The organism is Allorhizocola rhizosphaerae, from assembly GCF_003426775.1.
Classification (GTDB): domain Bacteria; phylum Actinomycetota; class Actinomycetes; order Mycobacteriales; family Micromonosporaceae; genus Allorhizocola; species Allorhizocola rhizosphaerae.
The window spans coordinates 1-24,771 of record NZ_QJUG01000024.1 but is presented as its reverse complement, the minus strand read 5'-3'; the positions used below and the strand labels follow the sequence as shown (position 1 = coordinate 24,771).

The following is a 24,771-nucleotide window of genomic DNA, read 5'->3' as shown; positions in this document are numbered from 1 at the left end:
GCAAAATGCCACTCGCAAGGGCCATCGACGTGAGCCGCCGCTACGGCGACGTGCTCGCGCTCGACCAGGTTTCGCTCGATGTCCACAATGGAGAGATCGTCGGGTTGCTCGGCCCCAACGGCGCGGGCAAGACGACACTGCTCAACCTGTTCATCGGCCTGCGCAGGGCGACGTCGGGCCGGGTGGAGCTGTTCGGCGGCGATCCGGGCGACCCGGCGCGTCGGCTGCGCATCGGTGTGACCCCACAGGAGACGGGCCTTCCGTCCACGCTGCGGGTCGGCGAGTGCGTCGATTTCGTCGCGGCGCACTATCCCGACCCGGTGCCGCGGGGCGAGCTGCTTGCGCGGTTCGGCCTGTCGGACTTGGCGCGCAGACAGACCGGCGGGCTCTCCGGCGGGCAGAAGCGCCGCCTCGCCGTGGCGCTCGCTTTCGTCGGCCGACCCCGGTTGGTGTTTCTGGACGAGCCGACCACCGGGCTCGACGTCTCCGCCCGCCGGGCGCTGTGGGAGGCGATCCGCGAGTTCCCCGGCTCGGTCCTGCTCACGAGCCACTACCTGGAGGAGATCGAGGCGCTGGCCGACCGGGTCGTGGTGATCGGCGGTGGCCGGGTGCTGGCCGACGACACGATCGACGCGGTGCGCAATCTTGTCGCGCTGCGCCGGGTGAGCCTGAGCGGTGAGCATGTCCCCAGGCTCGACGCGGTCGTCTCCGAGCATCGCGACAACGGCCGCATCCACCTCATGACGCCCGACTCGGATGCGTTGGTGCGCCAGTTGGTGACGGCCGGTGTCGCCTTCCGCGACCTTGAGATCCACGCGGCCTCGCTCGAAGAAGCCTTCCTCACGCTGACGTCCAAGGAGAGCTGAGCATGTCCCTCGTCATCACCCATGCGCGATATCAATTCCTGGAAACCATCCGCATCCCGATCGCCGTGATCGGCGCGATGTTCTTCCCTGCCGCTGCGATGATTTTCTTTGTGGTACCCATTGTGGGCGACAATGCCGCGGCGGCCACCTACGCCACGGCGTCGATGGTGGTGTTCGCGACATCGACGACGTGCATTTTCAGCTACGGCATAGGCGTTGCCGAGGACCGGGCCCAACCCTGGGATCCCTATGTGCGCACCCTCCCGGCGGGTTCCTTCCCCCGCTTCGCCGGTCGGATTCTCAACGGCACGGGGTTCCTGGTGCTCTCGTTCCTGCCGGTGCTCGTCATCGCGGCGGTGGCCACGGAGGCGACCGCGACACCGGGCCGGCTCGCCCTCGCCGCGGGCGCGCTGCTGGCTGGGTCGATCCCGTTTACGTTGCTGGGCTTGACGATCGGCTACGCGCTGCCGTCCAAGGCGGCGCTGGCAGTGGCGCAGCTGCTGTTCTTCCCGCTCGCCTTCGGCGGCGGGCTCATGTCGGCTCCCGGGCAGGCGCCCGGCTGGCTCGAACCGATCTCGCCCTTCCTGCCCACCCGTGGCGCGGCTGAGCTGCTGTGGGCGTCGGCCGGCGGGTGGCAGCCCAACACCACGGCGGTGGTCATGCTCGCCGTGTGGACAGTGGTGCTCGCGGTCGCCGGTGCGGCGGCCTATCGCCGAGACGAAGGCCGCCGCTACCGATAGCGCGGTTCTTACCAGTTGCTGGACCCCGGCACGTGTGGCCAGGGCTTCCACCAGGGCTTGATCAGGTACACGATGCCACCGGAACCGGATGACACGCCGCCGCTGGAGTTGATCCGCTTGGTGCGCTGCCAGACCGTCTCCAGCTGGTCGCGCTTGTAGACGTTGCGAACCTCCGCATTGGACGATGACGCCGGGTCGTTGACGATGACGTCGCCGTTGTCGGTGAAGCCCACGATGACGAACAGATGCCCCGAGGTGCCGTAGTTGGAGCCGTCAAGCTCGCTGGCGAGGAACGAAAGGCTTGTCACGACCGGGATTCCGGCCTTGATGAACCGCTCCACCTCGTCGAGCGAGTGCAGCCGGGTCACGCGGGCGTCGATGCCCGCGTAGGTCGCGGCATAGGCCGTGTTGAACGGCCAGTTGCCCGCGCCCTCATATTCGAAGTCCCACGTCATCCGTGCGGCGTGGGGGATCTGCGGGTCGGTGTAGCCGGGCGCGACCCACGACGTGTCCTCTTCGGACGGTCGTTTGCCCCAGTATTCGAGCACCATCGTGGTCGAGGTCGGGCTGCACCACACCTGTCCGCCACCACCCCACTCTGGGTAGTTGCCGCGGTGGATCATCTGTGAGCGCGGCGGCACGGGCAGTTCCTTGCCCCACGCGATGCCGCCACGGCTGAGCGGCACGGTGAACCGGTCGGGCACGGAGGAGCTCATCGCGCCGAGCATCCAGATGCGCGGCGCCTGCCACCGGTCAGGCGCGCGATACAGCGTGACCCGGAGTTGGTATGCCTGCAGCATCACGCCATTGGCCACGTCGTCGATCGAGAACGTGTCGGTCCAGATGGTCGACCACGGGTCGCCCTGGCGGTTCTTGCTGGTGCGCTTGATGTCTTCGTCGGACGATGCCCAGCGGCCCATGACATACCACGGCGTGAGCGTGCCGGTGTTGTACGTGCCCTGCATCTCGATCTGCAGCCACGTGCCCTCGGGCGTGTCCGCGTTCCACGACGGGACCAGCTCGCTGGCGAGGAACCCGACCTGGGTGACCGGTGAGGTCCAGGTCGAGTAAGCCCACGTCTTCGTGATGCCGCTGTGCGGGTCGGCGTAGTCCACCGTCCCCATAGGACGCGACATCGTGATGCCCGTGCGCACCCCGGGGATCGCGAACGTGCCCTCGTGTGTGCCGCCGCGCCAGTCCCGATAGGACTCCCACGACTGGAAGGTGATCTGTTCGTCGTGCTCGACGACGGGCGTGCCTGCCTGCGCGGGTGCTGCCGGGGCCAGCAGCGCCAGCGAGAGCGCGGCGATAGAGAGGTGTGAAATCTTCACACCGTGAATATAACTCTTGTCAAACAATCACAGAAGACTGAAACTTTTCTCCATGCGTCGGGCCACGCCGTCCGGTCCAATGTGGTCAATTCGCGCGTGGGTTTCGGGTGATGTATCGTTTAGCGCCAAGGACGTCCGAGCCAACCGGATCGCCAGCGTGGCCCCGACTGGTCGCAGACCATCACCCAGGCCCGCTTCGATCCCGGCCAACGGCGCGGGAAGTCCGCCCGCGCCGCCAGTGCTCACCGGTGCCACCCGAGTCACTGGCGGCGTTTCGCTTGCCCGGCAACGGCGAGGGCGACAGTCAGGCCAGGGTTTGGCCGCCGTCGACGGCAAGGATGCTCCCGGTGACGTAGGGATTCGCCATGAGAAACAACGCCGCGGCCGCGACTTCCTGGGCGGTGCCAAGCCGCCCGAAAGGCGACGCGGCGCCCATCGCGGCGATCGCGGCATCCGCGGACTCACTGGTCGGGTCGGCGCCATGGCCCAGGAACGAACGGATCAGTGGGGTGTCGGTGCCACCGGCTCGGATCGAGTTGACGCGGATCCGGCGCGGAGCCAGCTCAACGGCCAGGCCGCGAGTGAGCGCCTCGATCGCACCGAGCCCGGCCGCGGCCAACGCCGTGCCGGGCACGGGGCGTCGCACGAAGTCACCCGAGACGAAGGTGAGCGAGCCGCCCTCGGGAAGGCGTGATTCGGTCACCCGCGCTGCCGAGTAGGCCGCCCACAATCGACTGTCGACGACGATGCTGCCGGCCTTGCGGTCAATTTCGGTGAGTGGGCCCATTATCAGCGTGCCCGCGGTCACCATGACGTGATCGATGGCGTCGAACGGCTCCAGCGCGCGGCGCAGCTCGTCCTCGTCGCAGGCGTCGGCCGTCCGGCCGACCACTGCTTGATTCGCGTCCGGGCCCGCTGCCGCAAGCTTTTCCACAGCGGCGGCAAGCTTTGCCTCGTCGCGAGCGACAACAACAACCCTGGCTCCGACGGTACGCAGCAGGACGCCCGCGGCCAGGCCGATGCCCGAGCTGCCGCCCGCCACGACCACGGTGCTGCCCGCCAAGGACTGCGGAAGTGGCAGTTGTGGCATGGTTTCCTCCCCCTGACTTGGGCCGCGCCTGTTCGCGGCCTGTTGGCGAGGCTATGCCCGACCGGTTGAGACGGGCCATGATGAAGGCTCTCGGTTTTCTAGCAGATCGTCTCATCGGGCTCTAGGCTCGGGCCGTGGATATCCTCAGCGATGTGCTGGCCGCGACGAGCCTGGGCGGTGGCATCTCCGGCCGCCTGATCGCCCGCGCGCCATGGGGATTGCGCAACGACACGTCCGAGGCGGCCTGCTTCCACATCGTGGTGCGTGGTTCCTGCTGGCTGCGTGTCGAGGACGGCACCGATCCGGTACAGCTCAGGCAGGGTGATGTCACGCTGCTGCCGCACAGCGGCCCATACTTCGTTGGCGACGAGCCGGGCCGCGTGGGTGAGCCGTTTGCCGGGATGCCGGGCCGGCATGACGGATCCCGCACGATCACGCTCGGCGGAAGCGGCGCGGAGACCGTGGTTGTTTGCGGGGCCTACGATTTCGGGGCCGGCCTGAGCCACCCGCTGTTGCGTGCCCTGCCCCGGGTGGTGCATCTCCCCGCCGCACACGGCGGCGCGCTTGAGGCGGCGGTCGGGCTGGTGACCGCCGAACTCGACGCGCCCAGCCCGGGCACACGAGACATCACCCGCCGGCTCGTCGACGTTTTGCTGGTCTACATTTTGCGCACGTGGCACGGGCGGCACGGCAACGACATGGCAGGCTGGTTCGGCGCGCTGCACGACCCACAGATCGGCAAGGCGCTGACACTGATCCATCAGGCGCCGGAGCGCCGGTGGACCGTGGCCCAACTGGCGGGCGAAGCGGGACTGTCCCGCGCCGCGTTCGCGCGCCGATTCGCCGCGCTGGCCGGAGAGCCACCCCTGACCTACCTCACGCGCTGGCGCATGACCACGGCGGCACTGCTGCTGCGCGACAGCACCGAGCCTTTGTCGGTCATCGCCGACCGGGTCGGATACGACTCCGAGTTCGCCTTCGCCCGCACCTTCCGCCGCACCCACGGACAACCACCCGGCCGCTACCGAGCCGACGCCCGGGCCCGTAGGTAGGCGGCGGCACTATCCTGTGGCGATGGATCTGGAGTTCAGCGGTGAGATGTGGTTCTGGAAAGGCCCGGCGCCCTGGCATTTCCTCACCGTGCCGGAGGAGCAGTGCCGCGACCTGGAACAGACAGCCGCGTCCGTAAGCTACGGCTGGGGGATGATCCCGGTGACGGCTCGGATAGGCCGCTCCCGGTGGACGACTTCACTGTTCCCCAAGGACGGCCGCTACATCGTGCCGGTGAAGCTCGCCGTCCGCAACGCCGAACGCCTCGACGTCGGCGACACGGTGACCATCCACCTGACCGTCGACGCCTGACAGCCTCAGCGCCCAGCAGAATCCGGCCTTCACCGCAATATCCGGGATAACGTTGTCGCCCACGCGGCACCACACGACAACATCCGGGATTAATGTCGCTGCGCACGCGAAACCGACGCAATATCCGGGATCCTGCACTCAATCGACCCCCGCAAAGACCAGAGCCTAAAGGAGAATGAACTCCACCCGGCGATTGAGCGCCTGATTCTGCGGGCTGTCATCCGGTACGCGCGGGCGGCTCTCGCCGAATCCCTCGGCCGTCATCCGATCCGGCGCGATGCCAAGCGCCACAAGTGCATCGCGCACCGACTGGGCACGGGCCTGGCTGAGGCTCAGGTTGGACTCGGGTGTGCCGTTGGAGTCGGTGTGGCCCTCGATGCGCACCCGCGCGGTGGGGTTGTCACGCAGGATGTCGGCGGCCTTCGCCACGGCCGCCTGGCCCTCGGCGGTCAGCGTGGCACTGTTGTTCTCGAACGTGATCTGCGGCAGGTCGGTGAGCGCGCGCTGCACCACCTCCGGCGGCTTGGCCACGACTTCGAGCCGGCTCGTCACGTTGGCGGCGCCCGCGATCCGGCCCGCCGCAGCCACGGCCGCGTCGCGTGCGGCCGCCGATTCGACCGTGCCGGCCAGCGTGATCCGGCCGTCGCGCAGCTCGATGGTCACGCCCTTGGCGGTGGTGCCCAGTGCGCGCACGACGTCGGGCAGGTCAGCCAGGTGGGTGTCGCTCACACCCGGATCGACGGTCAGTTCGCCCTGTGCGGCCAACGTCGTCAGCAGCGTCGCTTTCGCTGCCTCCGACGGGACCACGCCCGCGACCCTGGTCCGTCCACCGTCGACGGTCACGGTGACCGATGGTGCGCGTCGCAGGGCCTGCGGGCCGGTGACTGCCACCACGCGCACGCCCTGAACACCTTCGACGATCGAGCGCGCACGGTCCACATGGGACGCGTCGCGCACCACCACCGAGCCGTCGCGCCCGACGAACTTCACCTCCGCGGCGCCCACCCCGGCCGCCTCAAGCGCGGCCGACGAACGGCTGGTCAGGTCGGCCTCGATGGAGTGCCGGTTGGGGATGCCCTGGGCCACACCGATCGCGGCCAACCCCACGGCCGCCGTCGTTGCCGCGATCCAGAGGCGCCGCCTGCTCATTCGCGGCCCTCGTCCCGGCCCGCGACCAGACGGCGGGTCAGCTCGGCGAAGCCCTCCTCGTCCCCGTCGGCGAGCAGCCGCGCCTGCCGCGACCAGGTCACCAGGCTCGGCGCGAACTTCAGCCCTTTCGCCTGGATAGCGTCGCGCAACGCGTCTTCGCCGGCATCGGCCAGCTGGCCGTATGTCTTGATGCCCGCCGCGATCAGCGCCCGTGACATCGCCGGCCCGATGCCTTCGATGCGCTCCAAGTCGTCCGGTTCGACGCCGTCTTCCGGCATCGCCGCCGCTTTGCGGGACTTCCGCTTGCTGGGCGGCTTCGCCGCCACGACAGCGGCAGCGACCGGGGCCGGCTCGATAGAGGGTTCCGGTTCGGCGACGGCGACCGCTGCGACGGGCTCCGGCTCGGCGGACAGCTCAGTGGCAGGCCCGGCGGAGGGCTCGGCGGCGGGTTGCGGTTCGGCGACGGCGACCGCTGCGACTCGCTCCGGCTCGGCAGAGGGCTCGGCGGCCGGCTCAGTCGACGGCTCAGCGGAGGGTTCCGGCGAGGTGGACGGCGCAACGACGAGCTCGGTGCCTTCGGCGATGGCAACCGGTGCGACGGGTTTGGCCCGCTCACCGGTGTCGTCGTCGGGTGCCGAATTCTCAGGCGAGGTACGCGGCTCGGGGATGGCCGCAACCGGCGCCGTCGTGGCGCTGCGACGACCCACTGACAATCGGCCCCAGATGATCCAGCCGACCAACAATCCCAACAGAAATGCCGCCGCGATCATCAGGATCGACTGGCCGATGAACCAAGCCACTGCTTACTGCCCTCCGCGACCCCGTGCCTGCGTGCCAGCTCCGGCCGGAAAGCATCCCACACTTCGGCGGAAGTTACCATGTAGGGTCGAGACATCCGACCTTTCGATGGAGGGCCCATGGACCCGGCCGAACGCGTCCCGTTAGGACGGACGCGGCTCGACGTCACCCGGCTCGGTCTCGGGCTTGCCCCGATCGGGGGACTCTACGCGCCCGTGTCCGACGACGACGCCGCGCGGACCGTGGCGCGCGGGCTGCACCACGGCCTGCGCCTGTTCGACACCGCCCCGCTCTACGGACACGGCCTGTCCGAGCGGCGCACCGGAGCGGTGCTCGCCCAGACAAAGCGCGACGACTTTGTGCTGTCCACAAAGGTGGGACGACTCCTGACCGAGGGTGACGACGGTGCGCAGCCGATCTGGGCCGGGCTCGAGCCGGGCATCGTGCCGCGCTTCGACTTCTCCTATGACGGTGTCATGCGCAGCTTCGAGCAGAGCCTGGCCCGCCTCGGCCTCGACCGCATCGACATCCTGCACATCCACGATCCCGACGACCACTTCGACGAGGCGATCGAGGGGGCTTGTCGTGCGCTCACCGAGCTGAGAAGCAGCAACGTCATCGGAGCGATCGGCGTAGGCATGAACCAGGCCGACATGCTGGTGCGCTTCGCCAACGCCGGCGACTTCGACTGTTTCCTGCTCGCCGGGCGATACACCCTACTCGACCGCTCCGCGCTCGACGAACTGCTCCCGCTCTGCGCCCAACGCGGCATCGCGGTCATCGCCGCGGGCGTGTTCCAGTCCGGCCTGCTGGCCGATCCAAGACCCGGAGCAACCGACAACTACTCGCCCGTCGCGGCCGGCCGCCTGGTCAAAGCCCTTGAGCTGCAAACCATTTGCATCGAGTACGGGGTACCGCTTCGCGCTGCCGCGATCCAGTTCGGGTTCACCCATCCGGCCATCACGTCCGTCATCGTGGGCGTCCGCTCCGCCGCCGAGGTCGATGACGCCGTGGCGATGATGGCCCACCCTATTCCCGCCGAGCTCTGGGAGCGCCTGACGTGACTATCATCGACACCCATCACCACCTCTGGGATCTGTCCAAAGGCTACGCATGGCTCGACGAGGTCCCCGCGATCCGCCGCACCTTCACCATGGCCGACCTCGCCCCGATCCTCGCCGAAACCGGTGTCACGCGCACGATCCTGGTCGAGGGGGGCCGCTGCCAGGAGTCCGAAGTGGACGAGTTTCTGACCCTAGCCGCACAGCACGACCAGATCGCGGGTGTCGTGGGCTGGTGCGACATTGAAGACCCGCGCCTGCCTGACGACGGTGATCCCGAGAGCACGGCTTCGCCTGAACAGAATTACAATCGCTACCTGGTCGGTGCCCGCTCCCAGATTCAGGGCGAGTCCGACCCCGAATACCTTTACCGCCCAACGGTTCTCGCGGGCCTACGGACCCTCGCCCGCCGGGGCATCGCGTTTGATCTGGTCGTGCGGGTGGACCAGCTCAAGGCGTGCGCCGCCGCGGCCGCCGCAACGCCCGAGCTCACGTTCGTGCTCGACCATCTCGGCAAACCGTCCATTCGCGACGGCGCCCGCGGCCTCGCCGAGTGGCGTGCAGCGATCGAGCCGCTCGCCAAGCAGCCCAACGTCTTCGCCAAACTTTCGGGCCTGGTCACGGAGGCCGACCACGACTCCTGGCGCGCGGCCGACCTCAAACCCTTTGTCGACACCGCGCTCGACCTGTTCGGCCCGGACCGGCTGATGTTCGGCTCCGACTGGCCGGTGTGCCTGCTGGCCTCGACCTATCAGCGCTGGCTGGACACCCTGCGCGAGCTGCTCGACCCCTCCCTGCACCAGGCCGTCTTCACCGAAACGGCCACCCGCGCCTACAAATTGCCCCGCACGTAGTCGCGCAGCTTCAGGAAATAGTCCAGATCCCATGTGCCGTCGGTGTGCAGGTTGTCACCGATCAGCTGGAAGCACCGCTCGGCCTCATGGAAGCGGTCGGACAGGCTGAACGCGAGTGCGAACCGGTTCCACAGGTGGGGCGAGGCGGGCGTCGGCCGATATGACGGATGCCAGATCGACTGGTGCGCCGCCGCCACGATCTCGTCGCCGACTTCCGGGCGCTCCATATACTCATGCCCGCCGTTGTCGAACCGGAACTCCAGGTGCGCGGTCGCGATCAGCGCCGGCAACGCGGTGCCGGGCGCGGCGGCGGCCCGGCTGCGTGCGAAGGCGAACATCTCCTCGTGGCTGCCGCTCCACTTCTTGCACAGGCCCTGCAGCATCTGGTCGTGCCCGTAGTGGTGATACGGGTCGAGTTCGAGCAGCCGGTTGAACCGCCGCCAGAGCTCATCCTTGGGCAATTGGCGCGCCCGGCTCAGGATGGTCAGGAACCACCACGCCTCAACACATTTCGGGTCACGCTCGGTCACCTCGTCGAGGCAGTCCTCCGCGAGCTTGAGCCGGCGGAACCACACCTTCCACTGGTCCTCGCCCACGGTGTCGGCCTGGCCGCCGCCACGCGCGTCCCACGCCCAAAAGACCGCGTGCGTGCCACGCACCAGCAGCGGCAGGGTCGAATGGGGCTCGTCCCGGATGGGGCCCTCGATCCAATCCTGGACTCCGTCGGTACCGGCTGAAATCTCAAAATAGAAAGCACGATCGTCGTTGCTCATCGGCGCGGTGAGGATGTCGCGGGCAACCCCCCAATTGCGGGCAGTCAGCGCCTCGCGCAGCCGCCGGGCGGTCGCGTCGCCGAGAAACGGGTCGCTCACTATTCGTGTCGAAGGGGATGTCGCTTGCTTCTTCTTGCTGAAGGGCCACATAGCGGGCCAGCCTAGCCAATTCAGCTCTGTCACGGTAGGGTGCCTTGGCGCAGAAGGGGTCGCGAGAGGAGGCCGCGCGGCCGGTGAGACAGCCACGGGCCCGGCGGTGGCCGAGGCGAGGCGACACCAGGCCGGATGGCACAGCCTTGGGACGCTACGGAAAGTGACGGGAGGACGGTTCCGGTGGTGGCAAGTGTGCGCGCCTTCTTGAGTGTCATCATGCTGTTCGGCTTCTTCGTCGTGGGCCTGCTGCAGCTCGCCGGCGCCGCGGCCCTGGCGTTCTGGCTGGGCACGATGATGCCCGCGGGGATCGCCATCAAGCTGACCCTGCCGCTGTTCATCGCGCTCGTCGGCGGCGCGGGTGTGGCGATGTGGAAGGCGATGCGCGCCAAGGACGAGCCGATGCCGGGCGTCACGCTCACCGCCAACCAGGCGCCCCGGCTGTGGGCCGAGGTGCAGGGTCTGGCCAAGGCGGTCGGCGCGCGCGCACCCGACGAGATCCGCATCGTGGGCGACGTCAACGCCGCGGTGTCCGAAAACGCCAAACTGATGGGCCTCATCCCCGGCCGCCGCATGCTCTACATCGGACTCCCGCTGCTGCAGGCGCTTTCCATGTCTCAGACGCGGGCCGTGCTCGCGCACGAGATGGGCCACTACTCCGGCGCGCACACCCGCCTGGGCGGGGTCGCCTATCGCGGTCGGCTCGCCATCGTGGGCACCCTCGGGCGCATCGGCAAGTGGAACCCGACCGGCTGGATATTCAATCTCTACGCACGCCTCTATCTGTTGGTGGACAACGCGGTTTCCCGGCGGCAGGAGCTCCAGGCCGACGCGGCGGCGGTGCGCGTGGCGGGCAAGCAGGCCGCCGTCGGCGCGCTGACCGAGGTGAGCGTCGCGGCCATGGCCTATGACTTTTATATCGGACGGTACGTGGCACCCGGCGCGGAGTTCGGTTACCTGCCCGACAACGTGTTCGGCCGCTTCGGCGCGCTGGTCGCGGCGCGTCAGGATGAGCTGGTGCGGTTGCGGGCCGAAGTGCCCGCGCAGCAGAAGGGCGGCGTGTGGGACACCCATCCGCCGCTGGGCGTGCGGATCGCGGCCATCCAGGCGCTGCCCGAGTCCAATGTGGGCAATGACCCGCGACCCGCGACCGAGCTGCTGCCCGACATCGAGATGATCGGGCGGATGCTGCATCAGATGGTCGTGCAGACCGACGGGCGCACGGTGCTGCCGTGGGACGACTTCACCGCGGCGACGCTGACCGCGCGGCTGCAGGCCCAGGCCGACTCCATCTTCCGCGAGCTGTCCCGGCGGCTCGGGCAGCCCAACATGGGGCTGCCGCAGGTGATCGCCGCGCTGGACGCCGGGCGCGCGGGCGAGATGGGCGAGCCGTTCTTCCCCAACGCGACCCGGCGCGAGGCCGCCGCCAGGTTCGCCGAGCCGCTGACCGTGCTGCTCGACCTGGCCGCCGTGCGGTCAGGGCGCGCGTTCTGGAAGACGTCGATGGCGGCCAACACCATGCTCGTCGGCCCGGACGGGGGCGAGCTCGACCTGAGCGAGATCGCCTCGCTGGCAGTCGTGCGCGACACGCTGCCGCAGGCGCTCGCCAAGCTCGCGGGCATGGGCATCCTCATCGAGTCGGCGGCGGTGGTCGAGCAGACCGCGACCGCGCGCGGGGCGGACGTCATCGCGGGCATGGCCAACCTCAAGGTGGGCGGGCAGGATACCGACGTGCTGGTGTTGGACAACGGGCTCATCATGGTCGGCGCATCCGGTGACAAGGACCACGGGCGGGAACGGCTGATCCAAATCATCAACAGCGCGCCCGTGCACGAGCTCGCCCGGATGCACCGGTTCCTGCCGTTCGAGGAGATCCGGGCGGTCAACGTGGTCAAGACCATCCCGCTGCGGGCCGAGCTGGAGCTCCACAATGGACAGAAGTTCGAGCTGCGCGAGTCGTGGACGGGCGAGGAGCTGCACAAGAAGAGCCGCGAAATGATGCTCGACATCTTCAAGCGCATCAACGATGTCTAAGCATCGCTGGTTCGCCGTCCTGGTGCTCGTCGGGCTGCTCCTGCGCGGGCTGGTGATGCTCGCGTATCAGCCGGCGCTGTGGTACGACGGCGACAGCGGCGCATACCTGAACCTGGCCAAGGTGCCGCTGACGGTCGATCCGACGCGGGCGCTGGGCTACGTCATGGTGCTCAAGCTGTTGCAGCCGACGCGCACGTTGTTTGCCGTCGCGCTCGTGCAGCATCTGGCGGGAGTCGCCATCGCCGTTGGGGTTTATGCGTTCCTGCTGTGGCGCGGGGTGGCCAAAGGCCCGGCGACCGTGGCGGCGGGCGTGCTGCTGTTCGACTCGCTCCTCATCACGCTTGAGCACTATGTGCTCTCGGAGCTCGTGTTCATGCCCCTGTTGGTGGCTTGCGTGCTGGCACTGATGCTGCCTGAGCGCCTGGGGTGGATGGCTGCCGGGGCTTGCGGGCTGCTGCTGTTCGTGGCGTGGTTCGTGCGGCCGGTCGCGGTGCCGTTGGCCGGATTGTTGTTGGTGTACTTGCTCTTACGGCGCGTCGGGTGGCGGCCGGTCCTGGCGTTCGTGGCCGCGTTTGCCGTGCCCTATGTGGGTTTCATGACGTTCGTGGTCGGCGACCAGCCGAGCGCATATGGCAGCTATTGGTCGGCGCGGTCGTTGTTCGGCCGGGTCGCGCCGATCGCCGATTGCGCGCGGCTGGAGCTCACGCCGCAGCAGCGCGCGCTGTGCCCGGCCGAGCCGCTGGGCCGGCGTTCGGCCCGCGGCGATTGGTATGTGTGGAACGGGCCCGCGTCAAGCCTCGAACCACCGGTCGACGCGGAAGTCATGAACGGGTTCGCGATGGAGGTCATCCGGCGCCAGCCGATGGACTATCTGCGTGTGGTGGGGCGGGAGGCGGCACAGCATTTCGTGCCGCTGCCCGATCGGGATCCGGGATACTGGTGTCTGCGCCAACGCTATTGGCTCCCGGTCACCGCGTCCGACGAGCCGGCGGCGCCCTCGCACTGCCGGCCCGAGCTCGCCGGGCCCGGCTACCAGGCGGCGCCCTCACCATCGTCGGCCAACCCGCCGGGCAATGGGCTCACCGTGGCGCTCAATGCGTACTCCCGCTGGGCGCGCGTGCCCGTGCTCGCGGTCCTGGCCGTGTTCCTGCTTACCGCGTTTGCCGCGCTGCGCCGGCCCTTCCTGCGCGTGCCCGCCACGCGCGATGCCGTGCTGTGCGTGGCGATCGCGGCCGTGCTGACCGTCGGGCCGGTGTTCGTGTCGATGTATGAGCCCCGGTACGCGGCTCCCGCGCTGCCGTTCGTGTGCATCGCGGGAGCCTTGGTGTGGCAGCGTTTACGCTACGGGGACAACGGCTCCCCGGGCAGCGCGCGGCCGTAGGGGCGCGCGGCCTCGACCGCGCGCTGCAAGGCTCGGGCCACCTGGCCGAACTCCCGCGCATCGCGCGTCTTGAAGATGGTGACGAGGCGGCCTCGGTACCTCACGATGATTTCTTTCTGGGCAGGCCATCGGCGAGCGCTCACGTAGCTCGTCAGTCCGGCCACCAGCAGCATCGGCACCGTCACGGCGAGCGCGACGAACCGGTGCATGATGAGCATGGGGACGATCACCAGCAGGAGTCCGGTGGCGGCGAACACGCCGGCCATCACGCCCGGATGGTTCGATCCCTGCGCGGTCGACAGGTCGGAAAGGTCGCTGACGTTGTATCGCGCGGGCCCGACGGCGAAGTAGCGGCTGGTGACCACGACGCCGTTGTGCCTGTAGTGCAACGTTTCGGGGTGCCGGAGGTGGTTGGCACTCATGATGCTCCTCCCAGGTCGTGGGGGTCTGTGACCGGCGCCTGCGCCGGGGTCGGCGGGGTCGGCGCCTGGAGGCGTTGGGAGTGGGGATGGGATCGTCCGCAGCACTGCGAACCGGGGGTCGTTGGCGGGACTATGCGGCAAGGGCCTTCCCCGTAACGCTCCGCTCCGCTATGCCGGGGAAGCCCCAAGCCGGCGACTACGACGTTCGGCCGGAGCAGAATCCTTAACGCTCATTAAGCAATATCCAAAATGAATCTGCAAGTGCAGTTCGATGCCATGTTGTTGCACTCCGGCGGCGCGATGATGGTCTACGGTGTGCAAGTGACCACCAAGGCGAACCCAACGGTGTTGCGTCGCCAACTGGGCACGGAGCTGCGCCGCATGCGTGAGCAGGCGAAGCGCACCGTGGCCTGGACCGCCGAGCAGCTCGGGTGGTCCGAATCCAAGGTGAGCCGGGTGGAGACGGCGCACATCGGCATCCGCCGGCCCGACCTCGAGCGCCTGCTCGCGCTTTACGGCGTGTCCGATGTGGAGCGTGACCGGCTGATTTCCATGGCCCAGCAGGCGCGCCAGCGCGCTTGGTGGGAGGTCTACGGCGACACGCTGTTCAGTTCGTACGAGACCTACATCGGGTTCGAGGCCGAGGCATCGTCGATCCGGACGTTCGAGCCCACGATCGTGCCGGGCCTTCTGCAGACCGCCGAGTACGCCAAGGCCGTGATCCGGGTCGACTACCCCGACGACCCGGATCTGGTGTCGCAGCGGGTGAGCGTCCGGATGGCGCGCCAGGAGATCCTCACGCGCGACCCGGCGGCACAGTTCTGGGCCATCCTGGACGAGACCGTGCTGCGCCGCCCGATCGGCGGCCCGCATGTGATGCGGCGCCAGCTCATGCGCCTGGTCGAGGTGAGCGAGCTCTCGATGATCACCATCCAGGTGCTTCCGATGTCGGTGGGCGCGCACCGGGCGCTCGCCGGATCGTTTGTGTTACTGGAGTTTCCAAACGCGACCGAGCATCCGCTGGTCTATTGCGAGGGCATGACCGGCGGCGTGTTCCGCAGCAAGCCGGACGAGGTGAGCAGATACCGGGACAGCTTCGAGTCGTTGCGGGCGGCGTCAATGGATCCACAGTGTTCCGTCGAGTTCATCGCCGCCGTTGCACAGGGTGAAAAGTAACCATCACTACGAGAGGATGTGGCGCGCCGATGAGCGATGCGCCTGAAACAGAACGGTTGCGCTGGAGGAAGAGCTCACGTAGCACTTCCGCCGGCAACTGCGTCGAGGTCGCCCAGGTCGGTGACGGGGTCGCCGTGCGCGACTCGAAGGACCCGGCCGGGCCACGGTTCGTGTTCAGTCAAGAGATCTGGCGCGATTTCGTCGCCGACATCCGCGCCGGCCGCTTCGACGGCCCGGCGCAATCCGGTTAGCGCCGACTCGCGAGGACGAAGGCTCAGCCGAACCTCGGCCCGGCACGCCGTCGGCGCCCGGAAAACGGGCGCCAGCGGCGACAAGCCGGCTGGCCGATGTCGCCGGGCCCTGACGTGCCGTGTGCCGGTGGTGCGAGCGTGGTCGCGCCAGGCGCGCTCCCATTGGGCGCTTTGATCGCAAAATGCCCCATAGAAGCACAAGATCCCGATTAACCTTGCGTTGGGCCGGTAGCTCAGGCCGGCCAGCGAAACGGGGGAACACCATGCGCATTTCTCGACGGTCAATCACGACAGTGGCGGCCATGGCGACAACGGCGGTCTTCCTCAACGCCGGCGTCAGCGGGGCCCAAGCTCTCGACCCGGACAGCCCGGGTCCCGCCCAGGCGGCGCCATGCAAGGGGGAATCCTCTCGCCAGAAGGACAACGGGGCAGTCACAGCCGTGGCGACCATCACCTGCCCATTGATCAAGATTGAGTTCAGCCGGACGGTCACCCCGTCCTCGGGCGGCAGCTGCGATGCCCTGGCACCGAAGCTCGACTTCGAGCCGCTCACCGCGGGCGGCGCGATCAACTATGAAACCACCTGTTCCGGCACTGGCCTGGCCGAAGGCGAGCTCGTCGCCGAGCGCAAAGTGGTCGTCACCGAGCAGGCGACAGGCAAAACGCTGTTCAAATGGACGTCCAAACGAGTCGCCGGCCCCGCCGGCGAGTCCCGCCACACCACCCAACGGGTCGGCAGACAAACTGAGGCCAAAGAGTCGGGCAAAATCACCTACAACAGTGCTTCGCCCACCGACACAAGTCTTTGCGGGACATCAACGGATTTCCCTGTCGATTCAATGATCGTCGGAATGGATGAATGCGTGGACACGGGCCAGGCTGACTAGCGCGGTCATTCCTGCTCGTGGCGATGAGTCGGGGAGCCCGGTCGAGGGCGGCGATCTCGTGCGGCTCCTGGGCCGGGTCGGTGGCGCGGTAGGAGAGGGCCTCGGCCGGGCCTGGGGCGAGCAGATGGTCAACCGCGTCGATGTGCGGTTTCGTGCCCGGCAAGACGTTGACCCGCGGAACTTCGGCCGATCAGTTCGCCCTGTCCACTTCACCCATGACGCGGTGACAAATATGAATCTTGCGAGACCGAAGTGAGCGTCCTCACCCCTCCCCTGGCGCAACACGACGAGAGTCATCGCATAAACGCAGATGACGACGATGATGATGAATAGGCGCGGACATGCCGGCACCTCGGTTCAAAGCTCGGCGTTGATGAGTTGGCGGGCCCGGTCGAGGGCGGCGATCTCGTGCGGGTCCTGGGCCGGGTCGGCGGCGCGATAGGCGAGCGCCTCGGTCAGGTGCGGGGCGAGTGGATGGCGCACGCCCGCGGTGAAGGCGCGCAGCATGTGCCGTGCGGGCTTGGCGACGGTGGGGGACAGGACCGACTCCTGCGCGATGATGACCGCCGACACCGCGCAGTCGAAGCCGGGCGGGCCGTCGGTGCTGTTGCGCCAGTCGATCACGACCGGGCCGTCGTCGGCGAGGATCACGTTGGCCGGGTGCAGGTCCAGGTGAAGCACGGTGTGGCCGGGCTCGCGCGAGCGTAGCGGCGGCAGGGCGTGCAGGCGGTTGTGCAGCTCGGCGAGCGCCTCCCCGGCCTCGATCGGCGAGAGTTGTTGCGCCAGCACGACTTCGAGCATGGTCGGCCCGTGCACCCGGTCCATCACCAGGTCGGCGCCGCCCGCGGCATAGATCTGCGGCACGGGATAGCCGAGCGATCCCACGTGCGACATCACCTCCGCCTCGCCCGTGACGTCGCCGCCTTTGCGATAGCGGCGCAGCACGCGGGTGTCGTCGAGCGCGTAGACGTCGGCGTCACGCCCGGATGCGATTGGCGATGTCACTGCGGTACCTCCAAACCGTGGTGATAGCGGCCAACCCTAATCCAATCATCGGCTGACCGAGAATCATGGCGATGAGGCCCGGCGTCGCCCATGTCCACAGTGGAATGTTCGCGACAGCGAGCCCTCGCCGGCGGCGCCACGCCTCCGTGGCCATCGGGACGACCAGCGGCGGCAGCAGGGCGGCGAGCACGCCCAGCCACGGGAGCAGGTGGTTGTCGAACCGGGCGGCCGCGAGAGCCGTGCCCGGCACGGCGATCAGCAGCATGCCGGCCGTCGTCGAAAGGCGGGGCCAGACCGAGCGCAGGGCCAGCGCACCGGAGTAGGTCGTGGTCAGCGCGGGCGTGAACACGGCAAGCGCCACGAACAGGTTGCCTACGCTCTGCGTCTGCGCGAGCACCGCCACCACGTCCGACTGCCCGGTGCGCAGCCAAATGCCCACGCCTGCGATGGTCGCGCACACCGCGGGCACGACAAGCAGGGCCACACACCACGCCAGATCTCGGCGCCGGCGCAACCCGTGGCTGAAGTCGGGCGCACGCACCGCGAACACCGCGATGTATCCGCCCAGCGCCGCGATGTCCAACGCGTTGGCCGAAACCCGAGCCGAAACCGGTGAGCTGTCCGGCGAAAGGCGATAAACGCAGAACGCGACCAACCCGATGGCGCACAACGTGGCCACCACACCGATCCGGTTGCCCAGCTTGGGCGTGGCGAACGACGCCGCGAACACCAGCGCGCCGAGCAGAACGGCACCCGCCGGGCCGGGCAATCCGCTCAGCGTCGCCACTGACGCCCCGCCCAGGCCGACGTTGAACCCGTTCCAGCCGACCATCGCCAGCGCCAGCATCACACCCAGCAGCACCCGAGACTTCTGATCTAAATAGGACGGTACCGCTGACGTCAGCGTGCCGCCCGTCCCGTGCGGTGGCCGTAGCCCGAGCATGCCCTGCCCGAACAACAGCGCCGCCATCAGCAGCCCACCGAGCACCAGCGTCGGCACCGGCACGGCCCCGTCGTTGCGCTCGGCCATCGCGGCGCCCAGCGTCAGCGTCGCGGGCGCCGCTCCGATCCCGAGCCACGGCCCGACAGCGGCGGTCCAATGCCGACCCTCAGTGCGCGGCACTGGACCCGAGGAGCCCGCGCACCTCGCTGGCCAGCCGATCAAACCGGGTGTCGGACATGACCTTTGCGTAGCGCCGCTCCGCCGGCAGGTCGACGGGGAGGGTACGCAGGATCCGCCCGGGTCTCGGACTCATGACCTCCACCCTGGTCCCAAGAAAAACGGCTTTCGCGATGGAATGGGTGACCAGCAGGATCGTCGTGCCGGTCTCCCGCCAGATCTTCGACTATCTTCATAGGACCACCAGGCAGTTCGGGGCGCGCGGCGGCCCGCGCACTGGGGGGAAGCGCTTTCCGCACAGTAAATGATGTCTCTCTATGAGACAACCCCCTTCCCCCGCGTCGATCATGAAGTCATGTCCATGTTCGACGGTGTGTCGTTTCCGCAACTTCATGGTCACCTGGCCGCGATCCGCTCGGGCCGCGCGGGTTATGGCGGGACGCGACCGACGCTGCCGGCCTGATCGCCGGCGCGGGGCGGCATAGGCCGATATTCCGGACTACAACCTGATCGGACTCCCCGCGCCCACCGGCTAGGGTAAGGGTGTGGCGTCCCCCAGCCCGCTGCTCCTCGTGCTCGACGGCAACAGCCTGCTCCACCGCGCATACCACGCTGCCTCGGTGGAGGGCTGGGTCGACCAAAGTGGACGGCCCGTGTGGGCGCTGCGCGGCCTGGTCGGATATCTCGCGCGGGCCGCGGCCCACCTGCGCCCCGACGCGATCGTGGTCGGGTTCGACTGCCCGGTCGACTCGGCCCGCAAGGCCGACTATCCGGGCTACAAGGCGCAGCGCGCGGAAAAGCCCGCCGACCTGGCCGAGCAGATTCTCGGTGCGCCCGAGTTGCTGCGCGCGGCCGGTGTCTGCACGGTGGTCCCGCCCGCGCTTGAGGCCGACGACGTGCTGGCCAGTTCGGCCGCGCTGGCGGGTGAGCACGGCTGGCGGTGCGTGCTGATGACCAGCGACCGGGACGCGTTCGCGCTCATCGACGGCGCGACCACCGTGCTGCGCGTGCGCAACGGCGGGTTCGACGAGGCGGTGATGGTCGACGCGGTTGGGCTGCGCGCGGTGTGCGGGGTGGAGCCCTGGCAATACCGCGACTACGCGGCCCTGCGCGGTGATCCGTCGGACAACCTGCGCGGGGTGCGCCAGTTCGGCGCGGCTCGGGCGGCCCGCCTGCTGGCCGCGTTCGGGTCGGTCGACGCGGCCTGGGAGGCCATCGACAACGGTGGTTTCGCCAAGGTCTGCGAGGCGGTCGGCGACATCGCGGCCGAACAGCTGGCGCAGCCTGGGACGCGGGAGTTGGTGGAGCGCAACCGCAGCCTGATGCGCATGCGCACCGACGTGGCCATGCCGCAGCTCGCGTCGGCGCGCCTGCCCCTGCAATATCGGGTGATGCGCCAGGCCCTTTCGGCGCGCGGCATCAACTTCGGCCCGTCGCTGTGGGCGCTCACCGGGCTCACCGCGCCCGACAGCGACGTACGGCATCCGCTTGAAATAAAGCCTTGGGTGTACCGAAGGGGAGCCCGCCAGCCAAGCCGCATCCCCGGTCAGCTGACGCTTTTCTGACCCGTCAACTCGCTGATGCGCTCCAAGGCACGGGCGGCCGCCTCGGGGGTGCGCCGGCCCAGCCCGCAACTGGTCGACACACCGACGCGGCGGCCCGTCAGCTCGTCGATCATTTGGACGATCCGCTGCTGCACGGCCAATTCCTGGTCTTCGTGGGCCATGCCGGCGACGAACCGGGTGCCGTCCGGCAGACGCATTTGGCGCAGTGGCTCATACCAACCCGGGTCGGTCGGCGGCGGCTTCTCGGCGGCCGCGAACGGCGCATGCACATATTCCAGCGGGCGCCCGGCCGGCCACGCCTTGACGATCGCGTTGGTCAACGCCACCAACGGCGCGGTGTCGGACATCCGCCCGAGCGCGCGGTGGTTCATGTCGCCGAGGCACAGGTGCACGCCGAACCGGGCGCCCTCGGGAGCCTGCTGCGCCAGGTTTGCCACCACGCGGCCCAGCCTGCGCGCCACCAACGGCCGCAGCGGCGGCGGCATCCGGGCCACCATGACCAGCTCGGCCGGAATCTCGATCTGGAACAGCACATCACTGCCGGCCTCGGCGTGGATCGCGAGGACCTCGGCGATCGTGGCGTCGGTGAACGGCCGGCGGTTGCGCAGCGCGCCGACCGGGCCGAGCACGAACAGCGCCATGTCGAAGTCACCCGGCACGCCGACCTGGAACCCGGTCTGGGCCGCACCGCGCAACTCCCGATAGATCGGGTAGCTCGCCTGAAACGCGGCCACGTGCCCGAAGTCCAGACTGTCACCGGTCAGCGTGTGCCCGCCACGGACCTTGAACACCGGCACGTCGTCGTAATCGGACCAGCCACCGTCCCGTTTGACCTCGAGATCGGGATGCCGGCGCATCCCCTCCACGATGTGCACGATCCAGTGGTGGCGCTCGCCGGTCTCGCCGTCGGGCAGCACCGGCAGCCGATCGCCGACGGCGTCGAGAAACTGGCGCATCGCGGCGCGGGCGTCTGCCGCCGGAAAGCTGCCGACCAGGTGGGCAGGACGATGCGTCTGCGCGGTCACGGCATCAACCCCAAACTCGTGCTCGACAAAGAGCCTAACCATGATCGTCATCGATGGATAGTGCGACCATCGGTCTTTTGCTTCGGGATCATCCAGCGGGCCGTCGGCGAGCGGCTGGTCATCGGCTCGGCCGAGATCCGGTGAGCAGTGGTTTCGTCAGCCGGTGTGGCGTGAGCCGAGCAGGAGCGCCTTCAACTGTTCGGAGCTCATCCGCCACGCGTTGACATCGCAGATGTAGGGCGCGCCCGGCACCTTCGCCCGCGAGCTGTACTGCCAGCCCTCGGGGACGCGGCTGCCGTAGACCGCCCAACCCCGCCCGTCATTGCCGCCGACCCGCTCGTACAACCGCTTGAAATCCTCGTTGGCGTCCTTGAGCGGATAGTTCGACGCGATCAGCGGCCCGCGGAACTCGCGCAGGTCGGGCTGCCCGAGATACTTGCTCCAGTTCCACGGCGGGATGTATCCCACCAGCACCCGGGTCTCGACCTCGGCCCATCGGTCGTCGAAGCGGCGCACGTCCTCCCAACGCGGCCACATGTCGGCCTTGACCAGTTCGGCGTAGCGTTCGACATCGAGCATGGCCCAGTTGGCGGAGTGCCTGTCGAGTTCGGCGCGGAGCCAGTCGACCTGGCGATTGATCGAAGCCTGATCGCCGCGCACGAGGTTGTGGTAGCCACCGCGTATGCCGAGCCCGGCGTGTCTGGCCGCGCGGGCGAAGTCACCGAAATGGTGAGTCGGCCACTGGTATCCGGCTGGATCGCCGTAGGTCGCGCGGGCGCACATGCCGGCGATCCCGGCTTGGCGAATGCCCACCCAGTCGAGGTTTCCGCCACGCCGTTTCCAGTCGTGCTGGCTGACGTCGATCGTGAACACCGGCGCGGGCAGCGGCGGGACGGACTCCTGCGTGACCACGTCCTGATCCCGTGATGCGACTGCCCTGGGTGTCACATAGGCGATCGGTGCCACCACGAGAGCGGCCAGCAGCCCACGACGCGTCATCGAGCCGGTCAGCGTCTTGTGTTTGCGGTCCACACCGATCTCGGGCGCGAACTCCTGCGCCTCCTTGGCCGGCGGCTCGGGTTGCGGCTCGGGAGCTGTCTCGGCAGCGATCGTGACCGCTGCGGGCCGGGCAGGGATGATCAGCTCTTGGCGACCGTGCCGGCGGGCCACCTCGCGCGCCTGCAGCGCCAGGGCATAGAGCTGGACGAACCGCTGCAGGTCGGCCACCATCTCCGACTCGCCGGGCAGGCTGTCGACGCGGTAGGTCCGCGACACGATGTTGGTGTGCTGGTAGTCAACCGACGACGGCTCCGTGGTGCGCAGGTCGAAGGCGACGTCCAGATCGGCGATGTCCGTGGGCCGCAACGCCTTGCGGATCGTGGCGGCCTCCAGCGCGAGCACCAGTCGTGCCCCGGCCCGCCCGAGATGTTCGGCCATCTCGCCTATGCCCTGGTTGAGGGTGAGCGTCACGGTGCTGTTGTCCGCGGCGAACAGGTAGGCGACATACATGCCGTGCCGGATGGTCGTGGTCTCGTCCCGGTGGAAGACGGCGATCCTTGGCGTGATCGCGGGTGCGTCGTTGCCGCCGCTGCCCTCAACCAGATGGCCAGGCGGAATCCACTGCTCGAACTCGCCTTCGGCCTTGCGCAGCAAACGATGTGCCGGGCTCGACATCGGCAGCAGCCGGTCATACCTGGCACCGATCTCGCCGATCAGCTTGCGCAGCCGCACGCCGGACTCCTCCCATATCGATCGCGTGCTTGGGGGTTTTGGGAAAGCCGCGATCTGGGTGGGAATCCATTCGCGTTTGGGGTCTTGTTCTTACCGCTATTACGGCCTGACTCGACAAGAACCTGGACCACGGTAGCCGTACCTACCGAAACCTGCCAAGATTTTTAGAAGCATGCCCCGCAGGGTAGCCGCCTCTGTCTACCCCACTGGCGACCTTGGCGCCGGACAGTTCCGTACGGACTCGAACATCGCGATGCCTTGATAAGGAAGTTGTCCGAGCCTTGGCTCTAATTCATGAGGAATTTGTCGGTACCGGTACCAATCCCCAGGAGGTAGGCATGCGGCGTTTCCGATCCAACCTGTTCCTGAGCGCTCCAGCGGTCGCACGTGCCACTCGCGCGGGTGCCCTGGCGGCGGCGGTGATCGCCCTGATCGTCACGGCAACGGCGGCGCCGGCCTCGGCCGCGCCGCTGACCCGTACGAGCGCCAACGGCTGCGCTCGCGCCTCCCTCAATTACGACTACATAGCCCAGGCCGGCGGGACGTACTACATCTACGTTTCCGGGAACCTCCACTGGAACGAGACCGCCGGCTGCGGCTTGTTCAGAAACCCCTACGCGGGGGCACTGCTTTCGATGGTGGGGCAAGGCGCATCGGCCGAGCACAACCCGGACCGTTGTTAGCGACTTGTTAGAGCCGTGGCCCAATCTTCGGTGCATGAAGAGAATGGTGTTGCTGGCGTGCACGCTGGCAATGGTTGGCATCGTTACGGTCGCCGGTCCAGCATCGGCGACGGTGGAAGCCGCGGTGGCGAACTGCAACGGCCACACGCTGGTTTCCGCGAACTACGTCAGAGACTCGACTGGGTATCGCTATGGCGCTATCCAGCTCTGCCGGAGCGGAGACCACTACTTTGCGATTTACATCAACTACGGGTATGACCCGGGAGAGCCAAACAAGCCCGTGCAGGGCCCGATGCCTGATGGCGAGTTCGCCAACGCGTGGCTCTATCGCTACCTCGACGGTGTCTACGTCGACCGCTTCAGCTGTGATGATTCCGGCGGCAACGGCCACGTGCTCCCCGGGCAGACCTGGTGCGTGACCCCGCTGATCTACGCTCCAAGCTCTCGCGTCACGTTCCGCGGCGCAGGCTTCGTGTACTACTGGGACGGTGCCCAGTGGGTGCACGTGGCCAGTGGCTGGACTCAGCGATGCAACAGGCATGTGGGATGCGTGCCGGCGTAGGACCCGGTCACCGCTGATCCCTTCCACGTGGTGGAACTTTCCGCCAGAATCAAACCCTTGTAGGGAACTTCTCTACATCCGACCCACGGAGGAACCTTTGCTTGCCCGTACGCTGCTCGCGGTAGCTGCCCTGGCCTGTGCTCTGTTCGCCACGGCCACGCCCGCCGCCGCTTCGCAAACCCAATCCTGCCAACTGACCGTCAGCGACTTCTACATGTCCATCGCCATGCAGACCTCGTCCGCGGGTCTCTACGGGTGCAGTAGCGAACGCATCGACGGCATCGAGATGGAATGGGCGGCCACGCCGGGCGGTCCGTTCACGGTCACCTACCCGGCGGACTACATGTCGGTGTCGTCCGACGGGAAGCGGGCAACCGCCTACTTCCTGGATCCGGAACAGCGCGGATACTGCCGGGCGAAGGCGACTGCGGGCGCGCTCACGGCGTACTCGCCGAACACGGTCTCATGCTGAAACCGTGAGATCACGGGGGTGGTGCGCTTCGCCGGTGTTCCGGCGAAGCGCACCGTCTTCATGTGTGCACATTGACATGTGGCGATGCAATGCCTTTAATAGATGCGCATGAATGCTATTCGTTCGTTAGGTGTGATCGCTACCGCGGTCGCCACCGTCCTGCTGGGCATGGGCAGCCCGGCCTCTGCTGCACCACCGGCCCAGATTCTAGGCGCCGAAAACCCGAACGCCATCCCCGACAGCTACATCGTCGTGTTCAAAGACGGCGTGTCCGTCACGAGCG

At 68.1% G+C, this 24,771-nt stretch carries 26 protein-coding genes and 1 pseudogene; 16 read left to right on the top strand and 11 right to left on the bottom strand.

The annotated features are described in order from the left end of the window. Nucleotides 1–5: 5 nt before the first annotated feature. Both DM816_RS07080 and DM816_RS07075 read left to right on the top strand, forming a co-directional pair. Nucleotides 6–866, top strand: coding sequence for an ABC transporter ATP-binding protein (locus DM816_RS07080; protein WP_117209340.1), 861 nt, complete (start codon nucleotides 6–8; stop codon nucleotides 864–866). A 2-nt stretch (nucleotides 867–868) separates the two neighbouring features. Continuing rightward, the gene (locus tag DM816_RS07075; RefSeq protein ID WP_117209339.1) at nucleotides 869–1,606 is read left to right on the top strand and encodes an ABC transporter permease; all 738 of its coding nucleotides are present in this window, start codon (nucleotides 869–871) and stop codon (nucleotides 1,604–1,606) included. Between the two features lie 8 nt (nucleotides 1,607–1,614). Here the strand turns inward: DM816_RS07075 and DM816_RS07070 are convergent, their stop codons facing one another. Together DM816_RS07070 and DM816_RS07065 are read right to left on the bottom strand one after the other, a co-directional pair. Next, a complete protein-coding gene (locus tag DM816_RS07070; protein ID WP_117209338.1) occupies nucleotides 1,615–2,937 on the bottom strand; it encodes a C39 family peptidase in 1,323 nt (440 codons plus the stop codon). Nucleotides 2,938–3,241: 304 nt separating this feature from the next. Then, nucleotides 3,242–4,027 (bottom strand): SDR family oxidoreductase, encoded by a 786-nt coding sequence (locus DM816_RS07065; protein WP_117209337.1) that lies wholly within the window; start codon nucleotides 4,025–4,027, stop codon nucleotides 3,242–3,244. Nucleotides 4,028–4,161: 134 nt separating this feature from the next. Here DM816_RS07065 and DM816_RS07060 point away from each other — a divergent pair, with 134 nt between their 5' ends. Further along, entirely contained in the window at nucleotides 4,162–5,079 is a 918-nt protein-coding gene (locus tag DM816_RS07060; RefSeq protein WP_117209336.1) for an AraC family transcriptional regulator, read from the top strand. Between the two features lie 22 nt (nucleotides 5,080–5,101). Further along, entirely contained in the window at nucleotides 5,102–5,389 is a 288-nt protein-coding gene (locus DM816_RS07055; RefSeq protein WP_117209335.1) for a DUF1905 domain-containing protein, read from the top strand. Between the two features lie 165 nt (nucleotides 5,390–5,554). On the opposite strand, the gene DM816_RS07050 is transcribed toward DM816_RS07055, so the two are convergent. Continuing rightward, nucleotides 5,555–6,538, bottom strand: a complete 984-nt coding sequence (locus DM816_RS07050) for an OmpA family protein (RefSeq protein ID WP_117209334.1) — start codon at nucleotides 6,536–6,538, stop codon at nucleotides 5,555–5,557. After that, a complete protein-coding gene (locus DM816_RS07045; RefSeq protein WP_117209333.1) occupies nucleotides 6,535–7,338 on the bottom strand; it encodes a helix-hairpin-helix domain-containing protein in 804 nt (267 codons plus the stop codon). Before DM816_RS07045 ends, DM816_RS07050 begins: the two co-directional genes overlap by 4 nt. 117 nt (nucleotides 7,339–7,455) lie before the next feature. On the opposite strand from DM816_RS07045, the gene DM816_RS07040 reads away from it, so the two are divergent. Next, complete coding sequence (locus DM816_RS07040) at nucleotides 7,456–8,400, top strand: aldo/keto reductase (protein WP_117209332.1); 945 nt, start codon at nucleotides 7,456–7,458, stop codon at nucleotides 8,398–8,400. After that, complete coding sequence (locus DM816_RS07035; RefSeq protein ID WP_117209331.1) at nucleotides 8,397–9,251, top strand: amidohydrolase family protein; 855 nt, start codon at nucleotides 8,397–8,399, stop codon at nucleotides 9,249–9,251. The genes DM816_RS07040 and DM816_RS07035 overlap by 4 nt, the downstream gene beginning before the upstream one ends. Here DM816_RS07035 and DM816_RS07030 read toward each other — a convergent pair. Continuing rightward, nucleotides 9,230–10,123: a hypothetical protein gene (locus DM816_RS07030; protein WP_117209330.1), complete on the bottom strand. Its 894-nt coding sequence runs from the start codon at nucleotides 10,121–10,123 to the stop codon at nucleotides 9,230–9,232. The genes DM816_RS07035 and DM816_RS07030 overlap by 22 nt on opposite strands. Nucleotides 10,124–10,369: 246 nt before the next feature. On the opposite strand from DM816_RS07030, the gene DM816_RS07025 reads away from it, so the two are divergent. Then, on the top strand, nucleotides 10,370–12,208 hold the full coding sequence (locus DM816_RS07025; protein WP_246001661.1) for a M48 family metallopeptidase: 1,839 nt from the start codon (nucleotides 10,370–10,372) through the stop codon (nucleotides 12,206–12,208). Continuing rightward, nucleotides 12,201–13,589: a hypothetical protein gene (locus tag DM816_RS07020; protein WP_117209328.1), complete on the top strand. Its 1,389-nt coding sequence runs from the start codon at nucleotides 12,201–12,203 to the stop codon at nucleotides 13,587–13,589. The genes DM816_RS07025 and DM816_RS07020 overlap by 8 nt, the downstream gene beginning before the upstream one ends. Here DM816_RS07020 and DM816_RS07015 read toward each other — a convergent pair. Further along, nucleotides 13,550–14,011, bottom strand: a complete 462-nt coding sequence (locus DM816_RS07015; protein WP_117209327.1) for a DUF6232 family protein — start codon at nucleotides 14,009–14,011, stop codon at nucleotides 13,550–13,552. The genes DM816_RS07020 and DM816_RS07015 overlap by 40 nt on opposite strands. Nucleotides 14,012–14,260: 249 nt before the next feature. Between DM816_RS07015 and DM816_RS07010 the strand changes: the two genes are divergently transcribed. The 3 genes from DM816_RS07010 to DM816_RS07000 all read left to right on the top strand — a co-directional run bounded on the left by DM816_RS07010 (nucleotide 14,261) and on the right by DM816_RS07000 (nucleotide 16,325). Continuing rightward, entirely contained in the window at nucleotides 14,261–15,187 is a 927-nt protein-coding gene (locus tag DM816_RS07010) for a helix-turn-helix domain-containing protein (RefSeq protein ID WP_117209326.1), read from the top strand. A 29-nt stretch (nucleotides 15,188–15,216) separates the two neighbouring features. Then, on the top strand, nucleotides 15,217–15,438 hold the full coding sequence (locus DM816_RS07005) for a DUF397 domain-containing protein (RefSeq protein WP_117209325.1): 222 nt from the start codon (nucleotides 15,217–15,219) through the stop codon (nucleotides 15,436–15,438). A 302-nt stretch (nucleotides 15,439–15,740) separates the two neighbouring features. After that, nucleotides 15,741–16,325, top strand: coding sequence for a hypothetical protein (locus tag DM816_RS07000; protein ID WP_162907196.1), 585 nt, complete (start codon nucleotides 15,741–15,743; stop codon nucleotides 16,323–16,325). 357 nt (nucleotides 16,326–16,682) lie between these two features. Here the strand turns inward: DM816_RS07000 and DM816_RS06995 are convergent, their stop codons facing one another. The 3 genes from DM816_RS06995 to DM816_RS44235 are packed head-to-tail and all read right to left on the bottom strand — an operon-like array spanning nucleotide 16,683 to nucleotide 18,586. Then, nucleotides 16,683–17,330 carry a phosphotransferase gene (locus DM816_RS06995; protein ID WP_117209323.1) on the bottom strand — a complete coding sequence of 216 codons (648 nt, stop codon included), beginning with the start codon at nucleotides 17,328–17,330 and terminating at the stop codon, nucleotides 16,683–16,685. Next, nucleotides 17,302–18,453, bottom strand: a complete 1,152-nt coding sequence (locus DM816_RS06990; RefSeq protein ID WP_117209322.1) for a purine-cytosine permease family protein — start codon at nucleotides 18,451–18,453, stop codon at nucleotides 17,302–17,304. The genes DM816_RS06995 and DM816_RS06990 overlap by 29 nt, the downstream gene beginning before the upstream one ends. After that, a complete protein-coding gene (locus DM816_RS44235; protein ID WP_246001660.1) occupies nucleotides 18,440–18,586 on the bottom strand; it encodes a hypothetical protein in 147 nt (48 codons plus the stop codon). The genes DM816_RS06990 and DM816_RS44235 overlap by 14 nt, the downstream gene beginning before the upstream one ends. Nucleotides 18,587–18,995: 409 nt before the next feature. Between DM816_RS44235 and DM816_RS06980 the strand changes: the two genes are divergently transcribed. Continuing rightward, nucleotides 18,996–20,015, top strand: a complete 1,020-nt coding sequence (locus DM816_RS06980; protein WP_117209321.1) for a 5'-3' exonuclease — start codon at nucleotides 18,996–18,998, stop codon at nucleotides 20,013–20,015. Here the strand turns inward: DM816_RS06980 and DM816_RS06975 are convergent. Both DM816_RS06975 and DM816_RS06970 read right to left on the bottom strand, forming a co-directional pair. Beyond that, nucleotides 19,997–21,091, bottom strand: a complete 1,095-nt coding sequence (locus DM816_RS06975; RefSeq protein ID WP_117209320.1) for a hypothetical protein — start codon at nucleotides 21,089–21,091, stop codon at nucleotides 19,997–19,999. The two genes, DM816_RS06980 and DM816_RS06975, sit on opposite strands and share 19 nt — an antisense overlap. Before the next feature lie 105 nt (nucleotides 21,092–21,196). After that, nucleotides 21,197–22,771 (bottom strand): MrcB family domain-containing protein, encoded by a 1,575-nt coding sequence (locus tag DM816_RS06970; RefSeq protein ID WP_117209319.1) that lies wholly within the window; start codon nucleotides 22,769–22,771, stop codon nucleotides 21,197–21,199. A gap of 338 nt (nucleotides 22,772–23,109) precedes the next feature. Between DM816_RS06970 and DM816_RS06965 the strand changes: the two genes are divergently transcribed. From DM816_RS06965 to DM816_RS06950, 4 genes and pseudogenes are all read left to right on the top strand, one after another. Next, nucleotides 23,110–23,454, top strand: a complete 345-nt coding sequence (locus tag DM816_RS06965; RefSeq protein ID WP_117209318.1) for a hypothetical protein — start codon at nucleotides 23,110–23,112, stop codon at nucleotides 23,452–23,454. A gap of 34 nt (nucleotides 23,455–23,488) precedes the next feature. Continuing rightward, nucleotides 23,489–24,016, top strand: coding sequence for a hypothetical protein (locus DM816_RS06960; protein ID WP_162907195.1), 528 nt, complete (start codon nucleotides 23,489–23,491; stop codon nucleotides 24,014–24,016). 97 nt (nucleotides 24,017–24,113) lie between these two features. Then, on the top strand, nucleotides 24,114–24,488 hold the full coding sequence (locus DM816_RS06955; RefSeq protein ID WP_117209316.1) for a hypothetical protein: 375 nt from the start codon (nucleotides 24,114–24,116) through the stop codon (nucleotides 24,486–24,488). Between the two features lie 102 nt (nucleotides 24,489–24,590). Further along, nucleotides 24,591–24,771 (top strand): annotated as a pseudogene (locus DM816_RS06950) (hypothetical protein); the annotation flags it as partial.